This is a genomic window from Mesorhizobium sp. WSM4840 (assembly GCF_055811755.1).
The window spans coordinates 65956-83206 of the sequence record NZ_JBVVQD010000007.1 but is presented as its reverse complement, the minus strand read 5'-3'; the positions used below and the strand labels follow the sequence as shown (position 1 = coordinate 83206).

Sequence of the window (17251 nt, the reverse complement as noted above, 5' to 3'; positions counted from 1 at the left end):
ATGCTTTCGTCGGATGAAACCTATGCTTCGCTGACCGGCGCCTGGCGACTGATGCTCGGCAAGGCCGACGGGCTGCGCCAGCTCGACCTTTCGGCCGACGGTTTCTGGAATTCCTTCTTCGCCATCATCGTCGCGGCACCGGCGCTGATCGTCGGCTGGGTCGGCCTTGCCAACGAGATCGGCGATCCGAATGCATTCGCGGGGCGCTTCAGCATGCTGATCCGTCTGGCGACGGTCGACATCGGCGCCTGGGTGTTGCCGCTCGTTGGCCTTGCCCTGGTCGCGCCGCGCGCCGGCATTGGCGGACGCTTTGTCCACTATGTCGTCGCCAGCAACTGGGCGTCGGCGATCATCGCCTGGCTGATGCTGCCAGCGGCGTTGATCAGGCTTTTCCTGCCGTCCACCAACGAGTTCGCCGTACTGGCGTCGCTGCTTTTGTTTGCGTTGTCGATGATCCTGACCTGGCGGATGACAAACGTCGCCATCGGCAGGGGCGCGGCTGTCGGCACCGCCGTCTTCGCCGGCATGTTCGTGGCGTCGCTGGTCATTCTGTTCGGCCTGCAGGCGCTGCTCGGCATCGGTGCGCCGAATTAGTCGACTTTCGGATAATCTACCCCAACGAGAAAAAGGCCGTCGGGCGGCGCCACCTGGCCACAGGCTGCACGGTCGCGCGCGCCGAGCGCCGCCTTCAGGTCGGCAATTGTCCAGCCGCCTTCGCCGACGCGCTTCAGCGAACCGACCATCGAGCGCACCTGATTGTGCAGGAACGAGCGCGCCGAGGCTCGCACTTCGATCACGTCCCCCAGCCGACTGACATCCAGCCGATCGAGCGTCCGCACCGGGTTGTCGGCCTGACATTGGGTCGAGCGGAACGTGGTGAAATCATGCCGCCCCAGCAGCACCTTTGCCGCCTCGTGCATGGCCTCGGCGTCGAGCCGCTTCGGCACCCACCAGATCTTGCCCTTGTCGAGTGCCGCCGGCGCGCGCCGGTTGACGATGCGGTAGAGATAGTGGCGGCCGATCGCCGAGAAACGCGCATCGAAGCTATCAGGCACGACGGCCGCCTTGAGGATGGCGATGCGCGCCTTGGCCGTTTGCAGGTGGGCATTGACTGCATCGCGCACCTTGTCATCAGGCCATGCCTTGACGAGATCGACATGCGCCACCTGACCGGTCGCATGGACGCCGGCATCGGTGCGGCCGGCGCCGCGCAGCGAGACCCGTTCGCCGCAGAATTTCTCGATCGCCTGTTCGATCGCCTGCTGCACCGAAGGTTGGTCTGCCTGGCGCTGCCAGCCGGCATAGAGGCTGCCGTCATATTCGATGTCGAGGCGAAAACGCGGCATTCCTAGCAGGATGAGGTTAGGCGGCGAGCGCGGAGCTAAAAGCCGAAGCATAGACCAGCTTGCCGGTCTCAGGCGCCTCGCCCCAGGCCAGCGCCTGCAGGGCTTCGCCCTGATACTCGCTTTCGAACCTTTCGGCGCGCGCATGACTGTAGCCGAAGCGGCCATAATAAGCGGGATCGCCAAGCACAACCGCCAGCACCTCGCCGGCGTCCTTCAGCCGGATATGCGCCTCGCGGACCAGCGCACCGCCGATGCCAGTGCCATGGAATGACGGCTCGACCGCCAGAGGCGCCAGCGCCACCGCCGGAAAGCTCTTGCCGCCGTTCTGCACGAAAAGCCTCGAAAACAGGATATGGCCGACCACCTGTCCATCTTCTTCCGCCACCAGTTCGACGATGGCATCGCCGCCGCTGACCAGCGCGTCGACCAGTCCGGCCTCCGCCTGCTGGCCGAAGGCGTGTTCCTCGACGAGGCGGATCGCCTCGCGGTCCCGCGGCGTTGCCGCGCGTATCGACATCATGCTCATGAGAATTTCATTCCTTCTTCGAGCTTGGCCCCGCGCAGAAATTCCTGCGCGGCAATGGGCCTTCCGCCCGCACGTTGAACTTCGACCGGCCTGATCGCGCCTGACCCGCAGGCGACCGTCAGCTGGTCGTCGAGAATTCCTCCCGGCTCGCCGGCGCCATCCGAAAGCGTCGAGCGAAGCAGTTTCAGCCGCTCCAAGCGGCCGCCAATTTCGGTCTCGCACCATGCGCCGGGAAAGGGCGACAGGCCGCGAATATGATCGTGGACTTCGCCAGCAGGCCGCGTCCAGTCCACGCGCGTCTCCGCTTTATCGATCTTTTTGGCGTAGGTCACCCCCTCCGTCGCCTGTGCGGTGAATGTCAGGGCATCCCGTTCCATTCGTGCCAGCGCTTTCGCCATCAGCGCGGCACTAATGTGCATCAACCGATCGTGCAGTTCGCCGGCCGTCATGTAGGGGCCGATGGCGCATTTTTCGACCATCGCCACCGGGCCGGTGTCCAGGCCCTCCTCCATCCGCATCACCATCATGCCTGTCTCGGTATCGCCAGCCATGATGGCGCGCTGGATAGGGGCGGCGCCGCGCCAGCGTGGCAACAGCGACGCGTGACCATTGAGGCAGCCGAGCCGCGGCGCCTCGAGAATTGGTTTAGGCAACAGCAATCCATAGGCGACGACCACGGCGACATCGGCCCGCAGGGCGCGGAACGCCTGCTGCTCGGCCTCGCTTTTCAGCGACGCTGGCGTTCGCACCTCGACGCCCAGCCGCTCCGCCTCGCGCAGCACCGGCGACGGCGTCAGTTCCAGGCCGCGGCGACCGGCGGCGCGCGGTGGCTGGGTATAGACGGCTTCTATCTCATGCCCGGCTTCGGCGATCGCCCGCAGCGTCGGCACGGAGAATTCGGGCGTACCCATGAAGATGACGCGCAGGGGCATTTTTGAGCCCTATCCCACCAACTTACCCGGCGCCTTGCTGCCCGGCGTCTTCTCCCTCGCAAGCTTCTTGAATTTCTTCACCACCATGTCGCGCTTCAGTTTCGAGATGTGATCGATGAACAGAACGCCGTTGAGATGGTCGATTTCGTGCTGCAGGCAAGTCGCCATCAACCCTTCGGCCTCGATCTCCTGTAGCTTGCCGTCGCGATCGAGATATTTCACCCGCACAGCGGCGGGGCGCTCGACCTCGGCATAGTAATCCGGGATCGACAGGCAACCCTCCTCGTAGACCGAGCGCTGATCGGCGCTCTCGAGGATCTCGGGATTGATGAAGACATGCGGCGCCGGCGGCTCGTCTTCCTTGGCGAGGTCGATCACCAGCATGCGCAGCGGCTCGCCGACCTGGATCGCCGCCAGACCGATGCCCGGCGCATCATACATCGTGTCCAGCATGTCGTCGGCCAGTTTGCGCAAAGCGGCGTCGACGCGCTCGACCGGTTTCGAGACCTGGCGCAGGACGGGATCGGGAAGGATGATGAGCGGCTTGATCGACATGGCGTCTCACCTAAGACCTCGCACGAAAAGCGTCAACCGGGGCATTTGCAGCGCCGTTCACGTTTTGATCTGTGCCGTCAGGCCGAATCATCTATGCTGCCCCGTATGAATGACCTGACCTCCATCCTGTCCGAACCAATCGCCCGGCTCGGCGCCACCACGATCACGCTCGGCTACGCACTGGCATTCGGCGCGATCCTGTTTCTGGGCCTGTTCGTGGCGCTCGTCGTCGCGCTCTGGCGCTCGGCCAAGGCGCGTGCGGTGGCTGCCGCCGAAGCCGCCGACCACGCCCGTGACGCGGAGGCGCGGATGGCCGGCATTTTGCAAAGCCAGGCCGAGATGCAGGGCCGCATGGGCGCCATCGCCGAAGTGTTCGGGGCGCGGCAGGCCGAACTCACACAATCGATCGGTCAACGCCTCGACGCGATGACCGGCCGTCTTGGCCAGACCATGACCGAGCAGACGAAATCGACGCATGAGAGCCTCGCCAGACTGCAGGAGCGGCTGGCGGTCATCGATACGGCGCAGGGCAACATCCAGTCGCTCGCCGGCCAGGTCGTTCAGCTTCAGGCGATCCTCTCCAACAAGCAGACGCGCGGCGCCTTCGGCCAGTCTCGCATGGAGGCTATCGTCGCCGACGGCCTGCCGCACGGTGCCTACGAATTCCAGGCGACCTTGTCGAACGGCAGCCGGCCCGACTGCCTGGTGAAGATGCCGAATGGCGCGCCCGCACTTGCCATCGACGCCAAGTTTCCGCTGGAAGCCTGGAACGCCATCCGTGCCGCCGAAGGCGTCGATTTGCAGAAGGTCGCAGCCCAAGCGTTTCGGCGCGACATCGAGGTGCACGTCCGCGATATTTCAGAAAAATACCTGATCCAGGGCGAGACGCAGGACACCGCCTTCATGTTCGTGCCGTCGGAATCGGTGTTCGCGGAGATCCACGAGAATTTCGAGGGGATTGTCCACAAGGCGCACCGTGCCCGAATCGTCATCATCTCGCCGTCATTGCTGATGCTGTCGATCCAGGTCATCCAGGCGATCCTCAAGGACGCCCGCATGCGCGAGCAGGCGCATCTGATCCAGGGCGAAGTCATCCGGCTGATGGAGGATGTCTCGCGCCTCGACGAGCGGGTGCGCAAGCTGCAGAGCCATTTCGGCCAGTCGGCCAAGGATATCGACGATATCCTCGTCTCGACGTCGAAGGTGACCAAGCGCGGCCAGAAGATCGAGGCGCTGGAGTTCGGCGCGCAGCCGACGGAGGGCGACGCCGGATCGGGGGCCAGCGCGAAGGCCGAAGCGGGTGCGCGCGTCGCCGACTCCAAGACCGGTCAGCTGAGACTAAGGGTCGTCGAAGGCGACGACTGAGAGGCTATTGCTCCTCGACGGTCGTCATGCCTTCGAACTCCGGCAGCCAGTGCAGCGCCGAGCGGTGCCATATCTGTTTTCTCGGGATCAGTTGTTCGCGCTGCCGCGCCGTGCCGACTCTGATGCCGTAGACTTTCGGCCCGTCGCCGACCGACGTGGCATAGAGGTGCGAACCGCACTCGCCGCAAAAGGCCTGGGCGCGCCTGGCGCCGCTCGATGCGATCTTGATGTAGATCTTCGGCGTGCCCTTGGTGATCCGGTAGTGGTCCTCCGGCGCCGGCACGGTCACGCGGAAGGCCGTGCCGGTCAGCTGCTGACAATCGATGCAGTGGCAAATACTGGTCTTTTCCGGATCGACCTCCGCTTCGTAGGTGATAGCGCCGCAATGGCACCCGCCGTCGATTTTCATCTTCGCTCCTCCCTTCGGCTGCGCCTCGACGCGTTCGAGCTTAACGGCGCAGCCGCCGCAGTTCCACAGGCATTCACAACGCGCGAAGCATCCGGCGGTTCAAGACTGCTGCGCCGACGCCTGTTCGATGACCTCTTCCGTCCAGACCTTGAAGCCGGCCAGCGTGCCCGGCCCGAAAATATGGGTCAGCGGCACATCGGCTGCGTCGCGGCCGGAGGCGATCAGGATACGGCCGATGCGCGGCGCATTGTTGCGCGGATCGAAGGCATGCCAGCGGCCGCCGAGATAGACCTCCATCCAGGCGGCGAAATCCATGTCCGACCACGGTTTCGGCAGGCCGATGTCGCTGATGTAGCCGGTGCAGTAGCGCGTCGGGATGTTCAAGGCGCGACAGAAGGCGACGGCGAGATGGGCGAAGTCGCGACAGACGCCGCTTTGCTCACGATAGGCCTCTGCCGCGGTGCGCGTCGGCCGCGCATTGCCGTAATTGAAGATAATGTGGTTGTGGACGAAATCGCAGACCGCCTGCACGCGTGGAATGCCGAGCGGTGTGTGGCCGAACAGCCGCCACGCCTCGCTCGCCAGCACGTCGCTCTCGCAATAGCGGCTGGGCAGCAGGAACAGCAATGTCTCCGACGGCAGGTCGCGCACCTCGTGCTGCCACGCCACCAGATCGCCGATCTCGAAGGTTCCGGGATCGCGGATCACCGCGTCCGTGCCGAAGGTAAAGCGCCCGGGCGGGGCAACAAGACGGTTGCACCAATTGCCGAAACTGTCGCGGTAGCTCTCGATCGGTACCGGCGGGTTCGAGGTCAGGAAATCCGGCCGATCGAGATCCGACGCGCGGGAATAGTGGACGTTGAGCATCGCGATCAACGGCGTTTCCTGCGGAAAATCGAAGCTCATCTCGCAGCCGATATGGATTCGCATTGTCGTCCTGACCGGCCTGCCGGATCATCACCCGGCGAAGGCACGGGCTGTGCTGCAGTGCAAAAAAGGATCATCGCACGGACCAGCGCGGTTTACGAGCGAATTAGAAACGGTTGACGGCCGCCGGCTGACGCAGGCGCGCCAGATTATGCCTCTTGCGGTCGGACGTTTCTCTTGGTTCATTTCGCTTGCCACAATCGGAGGAACGAATCATGGCTAAAGGTGCGATGAAGGCGGGCAAAGAAGCCCGCAAGCCGAAGAAGGACGCAAAGAAACCCGCCGCTGCCCCGACCCTGAAAGCGCCGCCCGTCAAGGCGACCAAACTCAAGGACAAGTAAGCCTCGGCGTTTCGGCGCAAGGTCATGACCGACGGCATTTCAGGACCAATCGACATCCAGCGATTGGTCCTGAAATGCCGTCGGCGCTGCTGTTGATTGGGCACCCGAAATTTCCATATCAATGCAGCGAAGGCGACTTCGCGATCAATGCAGCGAAGACGACTTCGCGCTTTCCGAAAAGACCGGGACGACCCGCAATCCAATGGAGCGTTCCGATGTCGTGGATTGTTCTCTTGTTCGCTGGCCTGTTCGAGATCGGCTGGGCGATCGGCCTCTAATACACTGATGGTTTTTCGAAGCCGCTGCCGACTGTCCTGACGGTTGTCTCGATGGTCGTCAGTCTTGCCTTGCTCGGACTGGCACTGAAGATGCTGCCGGTCGGCACGGCCTATGCTGTGTGGACCGGCATCGGCACCGTCGGCACGGCGCTGCTTGGCATCTGGCTGCTCGGCGAGCCTGCGACCGCGATCAGGCTGGCCTGCATCGCACTCATCGTCTGCGGCATCATGGGATTGAAACTCGCGGCCTAGTTTTGCAGCAAGGCCGCAGCACAAACGCCTTCAGGGCCGCTGCAAGGCGGCCCTGAATTTGATTGGTGAAATCGGGCTGTAGGAGCGCTAGCGAGCGGAAAAGCCCGGAGGCGTCCTGCCGGTGCGCTGCTTGCGCGCCGCATAGCGCGCGTCGCGCTTGGCCTTGCGCTCGGCCTCGTCGGCAAGCAAACGAGCGATGCGCTCGTTCTCTTCGGCTTCCCGGATCTTCGCTTCCGCCTGCGCCGCTTCTTCCGCAGCAATACGCGCTGCTTCGGCAGCAGCTTCGCGCTCGGCCTTTTCGGCAGCTTCGCGCGCCAGCTTTTCCTGCTTCAGCCTGGCCTTTTCGGCCTCGCGTATCGCACGGGCTTCGAGGATTGCCTTGCGTTCGGCCTGTCGTGCCAGCACCGCTGGATCGTCCGCTGCCGGCTTTGCCTTGAAGCGCTCGAGAAGCGCCTTCTTTGCCTCGTTTGCGGCATTGCGCCGCTCGAAAACGTCTTTTTCCCTATAGATAGCCAAGTCCACTTCCCTGGAGTCAATTTGCGAGGCTTACATACGCGTGAAAACCCAGAGTTCAAGCGCCAAAACGGTATGCCAGCCATGAAATTCTGAGCTGTTGCAGCCGGGAGACGCCTTTTCGGCTGAATTCGGCTGAAACGGACATGCACTGTTCACCATCCGGCCCTCTGGCGGCGCGGCGGACTGGTCGCTACCTGTAGCGCGAAAAACAAAACGCCAGGATGACAGATGATGGAACTCGGTCTCTACACCTTCGCCGACGTCAGTCCGGAACCGGGCCCAGGTGCCATCGGTGCGCATGAGCGGCTGCGCAACCTGATCGAGGAGATCGAGTTGGCCGACCAGGTCGGCCTCGACGTGTTTGGGCTGGGCGAGCATCACCGTCCCGATTATGCGGCTTCAGCGCCGGTCGTGGCACTGGCCGCAGCGGCCGAACGCACCAGGCGTATAAAGCTGACCAGCGCGGTCACCGTGCTTTCCTCCGACGATCCGGTTCGTGTCTTCCAGCAGTTCGCGACGCTCGACCTTCTGTCAAGCGGCCGGGCCGAGATCATGGCCGGGCGCGGCTCGTTCATCGAATCCTTTCCGCTGTTCGGCTACAATCTCGAAGATTATGATGAGCTCTTTGCCGAAAAGCTCGACCTGCTGCTTGCGATACGCGACAGCGTCAAGGTGACCTCGTCGGGCAGGCTGCGCGCTCCGATCAACGATCGCGGCGTCTACCCCCGCCCGTTCCAGGACAGATTGCCGATCTGGATCGCGATTGGCGGCACGCCGCAGTCCGCCGCGCGGGCCGGCGCACTCGGCCTGCCGCTGGCGCTGGCTATCATCGGCGGCGAGCCGGCGCGGTTCGCGCCGCTGTTCGACATCTACAGGGAGGCGGCCAAACGGGCCGGCAACGATCCGGCTGATCTCGCCACCAGCCTCAATGTCCACGGGTTCATCGCCGAGACCACCGACCAGGCGGCTGACGATTTTTATGGGCCGCAGGCCGAGGTGATGAACCGCATCGGCCGCGAGCGCGGCTGGGGTCCGACGTCGAGAGCACATTTCGACCAGTCGCGCGGCCCGAGCGGCGCGCTGTTCGTCGGCAATCCAGAACAGGTGGCCGAAAAGATCGTTGCCCAGCACAAGATATTCGGCAACGACCGCTTCCTGCTGCAAATGGCAATCGGCACCATGGCGCACGCCACGGTCATGAAGGCGATCGAACTCTACGGCACCAAGGTGGCGCCGATCGTGCGCAAGGAAACGGCGAAGGCCATTCCCGCCGTGGCTGCGCCAGCCGCCTGATTCGCCGGCAAGATCGTAGGGCTAAGGTCATCGTCAGCGCCGGCTAACGCATCGGCCCGCAATCGGAATCGATTTTCGGAAAGCACGAGGCGTAGATTCAAAAGTGTTAGAGCGTACTTTGTGCGTCCAAGCGGACGCACGTCGCTCTAACGGAACCTTGAAGCCGCAAAGACGTTTCCGCCAACAGCGTACACCAATCGCAGTGTGCCGCCGAGGGTCAGAATGAAAGCCGAACCCGCCGCTTCGGGCGCCGCAGAGAGCCCGGATCCGCGCGTCGAGGCGCGTGCGGACATGCACCTGATTCGTTCGCTGCTCGTCGGCATCTTCATCCTTATGGCGATCTACGCGCTCTCCTTCGCCCGTGCCTTCTTCATGCCGGTCATCCTGGCTTTCCTGCTAGCGCTGACGCTGACGCCGATCGTCCGCTTCCTGCGCAAACACGGCATGCCCGATGTGATATCGGCGACACTGCTCGTGGTGCTGTCGGTCAGCATCCTTGCCGTGGCCGGCTATCTGCTCAGCGGCCCGGTCATCGACCTCATCAATAACACCTCGGTGATTGGCCAGCAGCTGACCGAACGTCTCGCGCAACTGCGGCGTCCTTTCGAAAGGATCATGGAGATTTCGCGGCAGATAGAGGGACTGACGCAGACCTCCCAAGGGCCGGGCGTCCAGCGGGTAGCCATGGCGCAATCAGGCCTTCTCCCACAAGCCGCCAGCAATTTGCTGTCGGCGGGCACCAGCCTCATCATCGTCTTCGTCCTGTCGCTCTTCCTGCTCGCCTCCGGCACGATGTTCTATGAGAAGATCGTCGAATCCTTCCCCAGTCTCAGCGAAAAGAAGCGGGCACTGCGCGTCGTCTATGATGTCGAACGTGAAATCTCGCACTACCTGCTTACCGTCGCCGTCATCAATACATGCCTGGGCGTGGTCATCGGACTCGGCCTCTGGGCCCTCGGCGTGCCCAACCCGCAGGTCTGGGGCGCAGCAGCGGCTCTGCTTAATTTCCTGCCCTATATCGGGGCGCTGATTACGATCACGCTTGTCACGATCATCGCGCTGATCAGCTTCGACAGCATCTCCTACGCGCTGCTGGCGCCGGCCTTCGTGCTGTTGTGCGATACCGTCGAAGGCCAATTCGTGACGCCGACGGTGGTCGGCCGGCGCCTAGAGATCAACGCCGTGGCGATCCTCATTGCAATTGCCTTCTGGTCCTGGCTGTGGGGTTTCGTCGGCGCGCTGATGGCGGTGCCGCTGCTGGTCGTCATCAAGGTGTTCTGCGATCATTTCGACGGCCTCGGCCACGTCGGCAATTTCCTGGCGGCGCAGCATACGGCGGTGGTTGAAGAAGAACTCATCGAGGAGATGGACAGTGCTGCAGCGCAAACCGGCGCGCGGCGTTTGCGGCGCCCGGATTGAATGCCTATATCGAGCCGGTCAAAGCCGGGCTCCCTTCCATGACCGACATCTCCTTCGACATCGACGCCTATTTCGCCGCATCGGATACACCGGCTTGAGGGACACTTCGCTGGAAACGCTGAAGTCGCTCCATCTCTTACACCCGCAGGCAATCTCGTTCGAAAATCTCGATCCGTTTCTAGGCCATCCGGTTCGTCTCGATCTCGCCTCGCTGCAGGAAAAGATCGTCGCTCGGGGTCGCGGCGGCTATTGCTTCGAGCACAATCTCATTTTCATGCATGTGCTGAAGGCGCTTGGCTTCGTCGTCAGCGGCCTTGCCGCACGCGTTCTTTGGGGCCAGCCCGATGATGCCATAACCGCACGGAGCCATATGTTGCTGCGCGTCGAACTCGACGGCCGAACCTACATTGCCGATATCGGCTTCGGCGGACTGACGCTGACAGCGCCGCTCCTGCTTCGACCGGGTCTCGAGCAAAAGACCCCACATGAGACATTCCGCATGATTGCGACAGGCGATCATTTTCGGCTGCAGGCCAATGTCGGCGGCGATTGGCGGACAATTTACCGCTTCGACATGCAGCAGAACTATGAGGTCGACTATTCGGTCAGCAACCATTTCCTATCGACCCACCCAACCTCGCACTTCCTTTCCTCCGTAATCGCGGCACGAGCCTTGCCGGGCCGCCGTTATGCGCTCCGCAACAACCGGCTGTCGACGCATCATCTCGGCGGCCGTACCGAGCAGATCGAGATAGCGACAGCCGCCGAACTCGCCGACGTGCTGGAAGGCCCGCTCGAAATCGCCATTCCCGACCGTGCAGCCTTCGAGGCCATGGCGCGACAAAAGAAAATCCTGGAGGCCTAAGACGCCATGACCGCTCTTTCCGTTCTCGACCTGTCGCCGATCGTCGAAGGCAGCAACGCTTCGCAATCGCTCGCCAATTCGCTCGATCTCGCTCGCCATGCCGAGCGGCTGGGCTACAAGCGCTACTGGCTGGCCGAGCATCACAATATGCCGGGCATCGCAAGTGCGGCCACATCGGTCGTCATCGCCCATGTCGCCGGCGGCACCAAGACGATACGCGTCGGCGCCGGCGGCATCATGCTGCCCAACCATTCGCCGCTGGTCATCGCCGAGCAGTTCGGCACGCTGGCGGCGTTGCATCCCGGCCGTATCGACCTCGGCCTCGGCCGGGCGCCGGGCACTGACATGGGCACGGCGCGCGCGCTGCGCCGCAACCTCGAGGCCGGCGCCGACAGTTTTCCGCAGGATGTCGTCGAGCTGATGGGCTATTTCCAGCCGGCCGAAGACGGCCAGCGTATCCGAGCCGTGCCCGGCGAGGGCGAGCAGGTGCCGATCTGGATTCTGGGCTCGAGCCTCTATGGCGCGCAGCTCGCAGCCATGCTCGGCCTGCCCTACGCCTTCGCCTCGCATTTCGCACCGGCCGAACTCGACCACGCACTGGAGATCTATCGCTCGCGCTTCCAGCCGTCGAAACAGCTCGACAAGCCCTATGTCATGCTCGGTCTCAACGTGTTCGCGGCGCCCTCCGACGCCGAGGCGCGGCTGTTGTTCACTTCGCTGCAGCAGGCCTTCGTCAATCTGCGCACCGGCCGGCCCGGCCGACTGCCGCCGCCGGTCGAAGGGTACGAGCGCGACCTCGACCCGATGACCAAAACCATGCTTGGCCAGGCGCTGTCCTGCGCCGTCGTCGGCGCCCCGGAAACGGTCGGGCAAGGCATCGAGGCGTTCGTGCAGCGCACCGGCGCCGACGAGCTGATGGTTACCGCGCAGATTTTCGACCACGCAGCGCGGGTGCGGTCGTTCGAGATCCTGGCCGACATCCACAAATCGCTGTCGGAAGCGGCATGATGGTCTTTCTTATTTGATGCATGTTGTTATCCCAAAACCGCTGCGCACCCTCGGTTCAAGCCCGAGGGCATGCTTTTGGGCGACATGCATCAGGCGCTGACGCTTTGTGCGATCGCCCCCAGTGGCCGGCATGAATTGCGGATCATCAGGCGTCCCTTGAGCGCCAGCTTGCGCGGCGGCGCGTCCCTGTTTCCGGCGAGCCGGTCGAGCAGCAGATTGGCCGCCTGCTCGCCGATCGCCTTGACCGGTTGTGCGACCGTGGTCAGTTGCGGCTGGAACACGTCCGACCATGGAAAATCGTCGAAGCAGGCGACCGAAATATCCTCGGGGCAGGACAGCCCGATATCGCGGATCGCCTTCATGGTGCCGATCACCATCGGGTTGTTGGCCGAGAAGATCGCGCTCGGGCGGTCGTGCAGCGAAAGCAGCTGCATCGTCGCGTTGTAGCCGTCGACTTCATGGAAATTGCCGAAACGGACGAGCTCATTCTCAACCGGCAGACCGGCGGCCTGGAGTGCCTCGCGATACCCTGTCATGCGTTCATGCATGGGCGAGATGTCGAACGAGCCGGAGATGTAGCCGATCCGCCGGTGGCCGAGATCGATCAGATAGCTGATGGCGTCGAACACCGCGCGCTGGTTGTCGAGAACGACGGTGTCGGTATCGACGCCTTCGCAAACGCGGTCGAGCAGCACCACCGGCACGTTGGCGTCGTCGACAATTCTCTTCAGGATCGCGCCGTCGCCAACGCGCGCAACGATCAGCCCGTCGACCATCCGGTCGAGCAGCAGCCTGATCTGGTCATCCTGCGTGTTCAGATCCTCGTCCGTGCAGCACAGCATAACCGCATAGCCGGCGCGGTCGAATGCCTGCTGGATAACCGAAACGACATCGGTGAAGAACGGATTGGTGATGTGGGGAACGGTAAGCCCGATGGTGCGGGTCGTACCCATCTTCAGGCTGCGGGCAATCGCGTTGCGCTTGTAGCCGATGTCTCGGATCGCCTGTTCGATGCGCTGGCTGAGCTCGGGACTGACGGTCGCGGTGCCGTTGATCAGCGCCGAGACGGTGGCGACCGAAACACGCGCCGCTTCAGCCACGTGCAGCATGGTCGGGGCCGTGGACTTTCGCTGCTTTTTTCGCCTTGACGCCATCATTTTCGAAACGTTTCACCGCCCTCTGGCTGCAATACCTACGGAATCTCGCAGATTTGCGCAAGAATTGAAATGCATCAATCCCGTCTCATCAGATACCGGCTTGACATGATCGAAACGTTTAGATTAGCGTTTGAGACATTCGACGACGACGGAAGGGAGGCCGTTCTTGTCATGGAGCCTGGCAATTCCAGCACGTCCGGAGATGTTGCGGCTGACGCCGACCCGGCCATCGTTCTGAACGCCGAGCACATCTCCAAGACCTTCGGCGGCATCGCCGCACTTGTCGATGTCGGCTTCGACCTGCGGCGCGGCGAGGTCCATGCGCTGATGGGGGAAAACGGCGCCGGCAAGTCGACGCTGATGAAAATCCTCTCCGGCATCTATACGGATTACGACGGAACGGTGAACGTCGATGCCCATCCGGTCCGTTTCGCCGGGGTCCGCGACGCCGAGCATGCCGGCATCGCCATTATCCACCAGGAGCTCAATCTCGTCCCCGAGCTCAGCGTTGCGGATAATATCTTCCTGGGGCGCGAGAAGCTGATCGCCGGACTTATCGTTGACCGCAAGGCAAGCAGCCATGCCGCCGGCGCCCTGCTGCATAGGCTCGGTATCGAGCTCAACCCGGAAGCGCGGGTCGGCAGCTTGCGCGTCGGCGAGCAGCAGCTGGTCGAGATCGCCAAGGCACTGTCGATGTCGGCGCGCATCCTGATCATGGACGAGCCGACTTCGGCGCTTTCGCCGGCTGAATGCCAAAGGCTGTTCCGGATCATCCGCCAGCTCGCCGACCGCGGGGTGGCGATCGTCTACATCTCGCACCGCATCGACGAGGTCATGCATCTGGCCAGCCGGGTCACCGTGTTTCGCGATGGACGCCACGTGCTGACCGAGGCGATGGCAAAGCTCGACGAAGACACCATCATTTCGGCGATGGTCGGGCGAAACCTGCTTGCCTCTTCCCAGGAAGAGCGTGGCCCCAGCGGCAGGGTCGTCCTCTCCGTAAGCGGCCTGTCGCTGTCGAAACCAGACCGCCACGGCTGGCGCACCGCGCTCGACGCCGTCGGCTTCGATCTTGCCGCCGGGGAAATTCTGGGGATAGGCGGGCTGCTGGGCTCGGGACGCACCGAAATCCTGGAGACCATCTTCGGCTCCAGCGGCGGACGTGCCGACGGCGAAATCCGGCTCGATGGCGAGCCGGTGGAAATCCGATCACCGCGCGACGCCCGCCGGCTCGGCATCGCTCTGGTGACCGAGGACCGCAAGACGCAAGGCCTGCATCTTCAGGCCTCGATTACCGACAATGTCGCGCTGCCGCTGGTCGGCGCGCTGGCGCGGTTCGGCCTTCGCTCGCGGGCCGCCGAGCAAGGCCTGGCGCGGCAAGCGGTCAAGGCGCTCGGCATTCGCTGCGGGACCATCGAGCAGCCGGCCGGCACACTGTCCGGCGGCAACCAGCAGAAGGTCGTCATCGGCAAATGGCTGGCAACGCGGCCGCGGGTGCTGTTGCTGGACGAGCCGACACGCGGCATCGATGTCGGCGCCAAGCGCGAGATCTACGATCTCATCTTCAAGCTGGCGCGAGACGGGCTCGCCATTGCCGTCATCAGCTCGGAATTGCCGGAGCTGCTGCATCTTTCCGATCGCATCCTGGTCATGGCCGATGGTCGCCAGACGGGGATCCTCTCGCGCGCGCAAGCCAGCGAGGAGGCCATTATGCGGCTCGCGGCGCCGCGCCGGACCATGACGAGGCCTGCCGCATGAGCATCTTGAACATCCTGTCCCGGACGAAGCTCTATTGGGGCCTGATCGCCATCTTCCTGATCGGCGTGCTGGGCTCGCCGATCAGCTCCAAGGGCAACAACATCTTCCTGTCCTACGGCAATCTGCTCGATGTGCTGCGCCAGGTGTCGACCACCGGCCTGATCGCCACCGGCATGACGGCAGTGATCATCACCGGCGGCATCGATCTTTCCGTCGGCTCGCTGATGGCGATCTGCACCGTGGTCTGCGCCATGCTGCTGACGGTTCCGGGCGTCACGCCGGCGGTGGTGCTGGGGGTACCGACAGTTGCGGTGGTCGCCCTTTGCCTCGGCATTCTGGTCACCCGCTTCATCTTCCTGAACATCGAAAAATCCCGCGCCGGCCCGCAGACCACCCACGCCATCAGGCTGGATAGCGTTCGTGGGCTGGTCACGCCCGGCATCGTCGGGGTGATCCTCTGCAGTCTCGTGCTGTGGTACCTGCTGCCGCAGGTTGGCTCAAAGTTCGGCGTGGTCGGCGTGTTGCTGGTGGCGCCTTGCGTCGGCCTGCTGTTCGGCGCACTCAACGGCTTCATCATCGTTGCCGGGCGGCTGCAGCCTTTCATCGTCACGCTGGCGATGATGGTGACGGCGCTCGGCATCGCCCGGCTGACCGCCGGCCAGAACAATGCGGTGCTGCCGGTCTACACCGGGTCGAACGCCACCGCCGATTTCGAGATGCTGCGCTCGCTGGTCTTCGGCGTGATTCCGATGCCGGGCCTGTTCTTCCTCGGAGCGATCCTGATCTACGGCGCGGTGCTGCGCTTCACCCCGTTCGGCCGCTACGTCTATGCCATCGGCGGCAATGAAGAGGCGGCACGGCTGTCCGGCATCGCCGCCGGCCGCGTCAAGATCGCCACCTACGCCATGTCCGGGCTGCTGGCCGGCGTGGCGGCGGTGCTCTATGTCGCGCAATATAGGCAAGGCAAGCCGGATGCCGGCGCCGGGCTGGAGCTCGATGCCATCGCCGCCGTGGTCATCGGCGGCACCAGCCTGATGGGCGGACGCGGCAGCCTCATCGGCACATTCTGCGGCGTGCTGATCTTCGGACTGCTCTCGAATATCCTGCAATTGCACAACATCAATTCGAACCTTCAGCTCGTACTGAAGGGGATGATCATCATCGGCACCGTGCTCGTCCAGGAGCGCAATGCCGTTGATCTTCTCTTCTATCTGCGCCTGGCAATTGCGCCTCTCTGGGGCGGGCAGGCGCGCAAGGAAACGACCGCAGCAAAGCGGCCGTCAAAAGAGACCCCGTCTCTAAATCTTGGAGGAAACAAGAAATGAAACGACGTGAATTGTTGAAGCTCGCCGTTGTCACCGCGGCACTGCTGACCACGACCGCGCTTTTGGCCAGCGGCAACGCCTACGCGCAGGACAAGAAGTGGAAGATCGGCTTCTCGCAGGTGACGACCATCGAGCCCTGGCGCGCCCAGTTCAACAAGGACATTCTGGCTGAGGCCGCCAAAAATCCGGAAGTCGAGCTGATCGTCACCGACGGCGAGGACAAGACGGAAAAGCAGGTCGCCGATGTCGAAAACCTGATCCGCCAGGAAGTCGACGCGCTGCTGGTGTCACCGAAGGAATCCGCTGGGTTGACCGGCGTCGTGCAGCAGGCGATCGACGCCAAGATCCCGGTCTTCGTGCTCGACCGCAACGTCGAGACCAAGGACTACACGCAGTTCGTCGGCGGCGACAACAAGCTGATCGGCCGGGCTGCCGGTGAATACGCCGTCGAATTGCTCGGCGGCAAGGGCAAGGCCGCCGGCAATGTCGTCGAGATCTGGGGCGGAATGGGTACTCAGCCGGCACATGACCGCCATGACGGCTTCCATGAATTCACTGACAAGGAGCCGGGCATAAAATATTTGCTCGACCAGCAGTCGGGCGACTGGAAACAGGACCAGGCCTACAACATCATGGCCACGGCACTGCGCAACAACGAGAAGATCGACCTCGTCTATGGTCACAACGATCCGATGGCCTACGGCGCCTATCTTGCCGCCAAGGATGTCGGCCGCGAGAAGGACATCAAGTTCATCGGCATCGACGGCCTGCCCAATGAAGGCGTGCAGCTTGTTGCCAATGGTGAGCTGACGGCGACGTTCACCTATGTGACACCGGGTGCCGAAGGGCTGCGGCAGGCGATCAAGTTTCTGAACGGCGAGAAGGTCGAAAAGACCATCACGCTGCCGACGCAGAAGATCACCAAGGAAAATGCCGCCCAGATCCTGAAGGACAACGGCCTCTGAGACGAAGTCGTCGA

19 protein-coding genes and 1 pseudogene are annotated in these 17251 nt (G+C 63.2%); 12 read left to right on the top strand and 8 right to left on the bottom strand.

All coding sequences use genetic code 11. The annotated features are described in order from the left end of the window. On the top strand, nt 1–594 hold the full coding sequence (locus AC0L3I_RS12160) for a transporter (protein WP_123146160.1): 594 nt from the start codon (nt 1–3) through the stop codon (nt 592–594). Here the strand turns inward: AC0L3I_RS12160 and truA are convergent. Genes truA through def form a run of 4 tightly spaced genes read right to left on the bottom strand, consistent with a single transcriptional unit; the run spans nt 591 to nt 3359 of the window. After that, nucleotides 591–1346, bottom strand: coding sequence for a tRNA pseudouridine(38-40) synthase TruA (gene truA, locus AC0L3I_RS12155; protein WP_123146159.1), 756 nt, complete (start codon nt 1344–1346; stop codon nt 591–593). The genes AC0L3I_RS12160 and truA overlap by 4 nt on opposite strands. A 16-nt stretch (nt 1347–1362) precedes the next feature. Next, nucleotides 1363–1872, bottom strand: a complete 510-nt coding sequence (locus AC0L3I_RS12150) for a GNAT family N-acetyltransferase (RefSeq protein WP_473488422.1) — start codon at nt 1870–1872, stop codon at nt 1363–1365. Beyond that, nucleotides 1869–2804 carry a methionyl-tRNA formyltransferase gene (gene fmt / locus AC0L3I_RS12145; protein ID WP_473527047.1) on the bottom strand — a complete coding sequence of 312 codons (936 nt, stop codon included), beginning with the start codon at nt 2802–2804 and terminating at the stop codon, nt 1869–1871. The genes AC0L3I_RS12150 and fmt overlap by 4 nt, the downstream gene beginning before the upstream one ends. Before the next feature lie 9 nt (nt 2805–2813). Beyond that, a complete protein-coding gene (def, locus tag AC0L3I_RS12140; protein ID WP_473527046.1) occupies nt 2814–3359 on the bottom strand; it encodes a peptide deformylase in 546 nt (181 codons plus the stop codon). 105 nt (nt 3360–3464) lie between these two features. On the opposite strand from def, the gene AC0L3I_RS12135 reads away from it, so the two are divergent. Further along, the gene (locus AC0L3I_RS12135; RefSeq protein WP_473527045.1) at nt 3465–4724 is read left to right on the top strand and encodes a DNA recombination protein RmuC; all 1260 of its coding nucleotides are present in this window, start codon (nt 3465–3467) and stop codon (nt 4722–4724) included. Nucleotides 4725–4728: 4 nt separating this feature from the next. Here the strand turns inward: AC0L3I_RS12135 and AC0L3I_RS12130 are convergent, their stop codons facing one another. After that, nucleotides 4729–5133, bottom strand: coding sequence for a GFA family protein (locus tag AC0L3I_RS12130; protein ID WP_123147327.1), 405 nt, complete (start codon nt 5131–5133; stop codon nt 4729–4731). A gap of 99 nt (nt 5134–5232) precedes the next feature. Beyond that, the gene (locus AC0L3I_RS12125) at nt 5233–6063 is read right to left on the bottom strand and encodes a transglutaminase-like domain-containing protein (protein ID WP_473488418.1); all 831 of its coding nucleotides are present in this window, start codon (nt 6061–6063) and stop codon (nt 5233–5235) included. Between AC0L3I_RS12125 and AC0L3I_RS12120 the strand changes: the two genes are divergently transcribed. The 3 genes and pseudogenes from AC0L3I_RS12120 to sugE all read left to right on the top strand — a co-directional run bounded on the left by AC0L3I_RS12120 (nt 5993) and on the right by sugE (nt 6931). Continuing rightward, nucleotides 5993–6283, top strand: a complete 291-nt coding sequence (locus AC0L3I_RS12120) for a hypothetical protein (protein ID WP_473488461.1) — start codon at nt 5993–5995, stop codon at nt 6281–6283. The genes AC0L3I_RS12125 and AC0L3I_RS12120 overlap by 71 nt on opposite strands. Continuing rightward, complete coding sequence (locus AC0L3I_RS12115) at nt 6276–6401, top strand: hypothetical protein (RefSeq protein ID WP_023801558.1); 126 nt, start codon at nt 6276–6278, stop codon at nt 6399–6401. The genes AC0L3I_RS12120 and AC0L3I_RS12115 overlap by 8 nt, the downstream gene beginning before the upstream one ends. A gap of 215 nt (nt 6402–6616) precedes the next feature. Then, nucleotides 6617–6931, top strand: a pseudogene (gene sugE, locus AC0L3I_RS12110) (quaternary ammonium compound efflux SMR transporter SugE). An 87-nt stretch (nt 6932–7018) separates the two neighbouring features. Here sugE and AC0L3I_RS12105 read toward each other — a convergent pair. Beyond that, nucleotides 7019–7447: a DUF6481 family protein gene (locus tag AC0L3I_RS12105; RefSeq protein ID WP_023801556.1), complete on the bottom strand. Its 429-nt coding sequence runs from the start codon at nt 7445–7447 to the stop codon at nt 7019–7021. Between the two features lie 231 nt (nt 7448–7678). On the opposite strand from AC0L3I_RS12105, the gene AC0L3I_RS12100 reads away from it, so the two are divergent. The 4 genes from AC0L3I_RS12100 (at nt 7679) to AC0L3I_RS12085 (ending at nt 12032) form a co-directional block, all read left to right on the top strand. Further along, nucleotides 7679–8740: an LLM class flavin-dependent oxidoreductase gene (locus AC0L3I_RS12100; RefSeq protein WP_473527133.1), complete on the top strand. Its 1062-nt coding sequence runs from the start codon at nt 7679–7681 to the stop codon at nt 8738–8740. A 222-nt stretch (nt 8741–8962) separates the two neighbouring features. Beyond that, complete coding sequence (locus AC0L3I_RS12095) at nt 8963–10159, top strand: AI-2E family transporter (RefSeq protein WP_473527044.1); 1197 nt, start codon at nt 8963–8965, stop codon at nt 10157–10159. Nucleotides 10160–10253: 94 nt separating this feature from the next. Further along, nucleotides 10254–11024 (top strand): arylamine N-acetyltransferase family protein, encoded by a 771-nt coding sequence (locus AC0L3I_RS12090; protein WP_473527043.1) that lies wholly within the window; start codon nt 10254–10256, stop codon nt 11022–11024. A gap of 6 nt (nt 11025–11030) precedes the next feature. Next, nucleotides 11031–12032, top strand: coding sequence for an LLM class flavin-dependent oxidoreductase (locus tag AC0L3I_RS12085; RefSeq protein ID WP_473527042.1), 1002 nt, complete (start codon nt 11031–11033; stop codon nt 12030–12032). 89 nt (nt 12033–12121) lie between these two features. Here AC0L3I_RS12085 and AC0L3I_RS12080 read toward each other — a convergent pair whose 3' ends face one another. Then, complete coding sequence (locus tag AC0L3I_RS12080) at nt 12122–13141, bottom strand: LacI family DNA-binding transcriptional regulator (RefSeq protein ID WP_473527041.1); 1020 nt, start codon at nt 13139–13141, stop codon at nt 12122–12124. Between the two features lie 219 nt (nt 13142–13360). Between AC0L3I_RS12080 and AC0L3I_RS12075 the strand changes: the two genes are divergently transcribed. Genes AC0L3I_RS12075 through AC0L3I_RS12065 form a run of 3 tightly spaced genes read left to right on the top strand, consistent with a single transcriptional unit; the run spans nt 13361 to nt 17237 of the window. Further along, a complete protein-coding gene (locus AC0L3I_RS12075; RefSeq protein WP_473527040.1) occupies nt 13361–14947 on the top strand; it encodes a sugar ABC transporter ATP-binding protein in 1587 nt (528 codons plus the stop codon). Then, complete coding sequence (locus AC0L3I_RS12070; protein WP_473527039.1) at nt 14944–16272, top strand: ABC transporter permease; 1329 nt, start codon at nt 14944–14946, stop codon at nt 16270–16272. Before AC0L3I_RS12075 ends, AC0L3I_RS12070 begins: the two co-directional genes overlap by 4 nt. Further along, nucleotides 16269–17237, top strand: a complete 969-nt coding sequence (locus AC0L3I_RS12065; protein ID WP_473527038.1) for a substrate-binding domain-containing protein — start codon at nt 16269–16271, stop codon at nt 17235–17237. The genes AC0L3I_RS12070 and AC0L3I_RS12065 overlap by 4 nt, the downstream gene beginning before the upstream one ends. Nucleotides 17238–17251: the final 14 nt, after the last annotated feature.

What these genes read in the sequence shown, in the direction of transcription:
- AC0L3I_RS12160 (WP_123146160.1), top strand. Translation starts at nt 1, where the DNA reads ATGCTTTCGTCGGATGAAACCTATGCTTCGCTGACCGGCGCCTGGCGA.
- truA (WP_123146159.1), bottom strand. Translation starts at nt 1,346, where the DNA reads ATGCCGCGTTTTCGCCTCGACATCGAATATGACGGCAGCCTCTATGCC.
- AC0L3I_RS12150 (WP_473488422.1), bottom strand. Translation starts at nt 1,872, where the DNA reads ATGAGCATGATGTCGATACGCGCGGCAACGCCGCGGGACCGCGAGGCG.
- fmt (WP_473527047.1), bottom strand. Translation starts at nt 2,804, where the DNA reads ATGCCCCTGCGCGTCATCTTCATGGGTACGCCCGAATTCTCCGTGCCG.
- def (WP_473527046.1), bottom strand. Translation starts at nt 3,359, where the DNA reads ATGTCGATCAAGCCGCTCATCATCCTTCCCGATCCCGTCCTGCGCCAG.
- AC0L3I_RS12135 (WP_473527045.1), top strand. Translation starts at nt 3,465, where the DNA reads ATGAATGACCTGACCTCCATCCTGTCCGAACCAATCGCCCGGCTCGGC.
- AC0L3I_RS12130 (WP_123147327.1), bottom strand. Translation starts at nt 5,133, where the DNA reads ATGAAAATCGACGGCGGGTGCCATTGCGGCGCTATCACCTACGAAGCG.
- AC0L3I_RS12125 (WP_473488418.1), bottom strand. Translation starts at nt 6,063, where the DNA reads ATGCGAATCCATATCGGCTGCGAGATGAGCTTCGATTTTCCGCAGGAA.
- AC0L3I_RS12115 (WP_023801558.1), top strand. Translation starts at nt 6,276, where the DNA reads ATGGCTAAAGGTGCGATGAAGGCGGGCAAAGAAGCCCGCAAGCCGAAG.
- AC0L3I_RS12100 (WP_473527133.1), top strand. Translation starts at nt 7,679, where the DNA reads ATGGAACTCGGTCTCTACACCTTCGCCGACGTCAGTCCGGAACCGGGC.
- AC0L3I_RS12095 (WP_473527044.1), top strand. Translation starts at nt 8,963, where the DNA reads ATGAAAGCCGAACCCGCCGCTTCGGGCGCCGCAGAGAGCCCGGATCCG.
- AC0L3I_RS12085 (WP_473527042.1), top strand. Translation starts at nt 11,031, where the DNA reads ATGACCGCTCTTTCCGTTCTCGACCTGTCGCCGATCGTCGAAGGCAGC.
- AC0L3I_RS12080 (WP_473527041.1), bottom strand. Translation starts at nt 13,141, where the DNA reads ATGCTGCACGTGGCTGAAGCGGCGCGTGTTTCGGTCGCCACCGTCTCG.
- AC0L3I_RS12075 (WP_473527040.1), top strand. Translation starts at nt 13,361, where the DNA reads ATGGAGCCTGGCAATTCCAGCACGTCCGGAGATGTTGCGGCTGACGCC.
- AC0L3I_RS12070 (WP_473527039.1), top strand. Translation starts at nt 14,944, where the DNA reads ATGAGCATCTTGAACATCCTGTCCCGGACGAAGCTCTATTGGGGCCTG.
- AC0L3I_RS12065 (WP_473527038.1), top strand. Translation starts at nt 16,269, where the DNA reads ATGAAACGACGTGAATTGTTGAAGCTCGCCGTTGTCACCGCGGCACTG.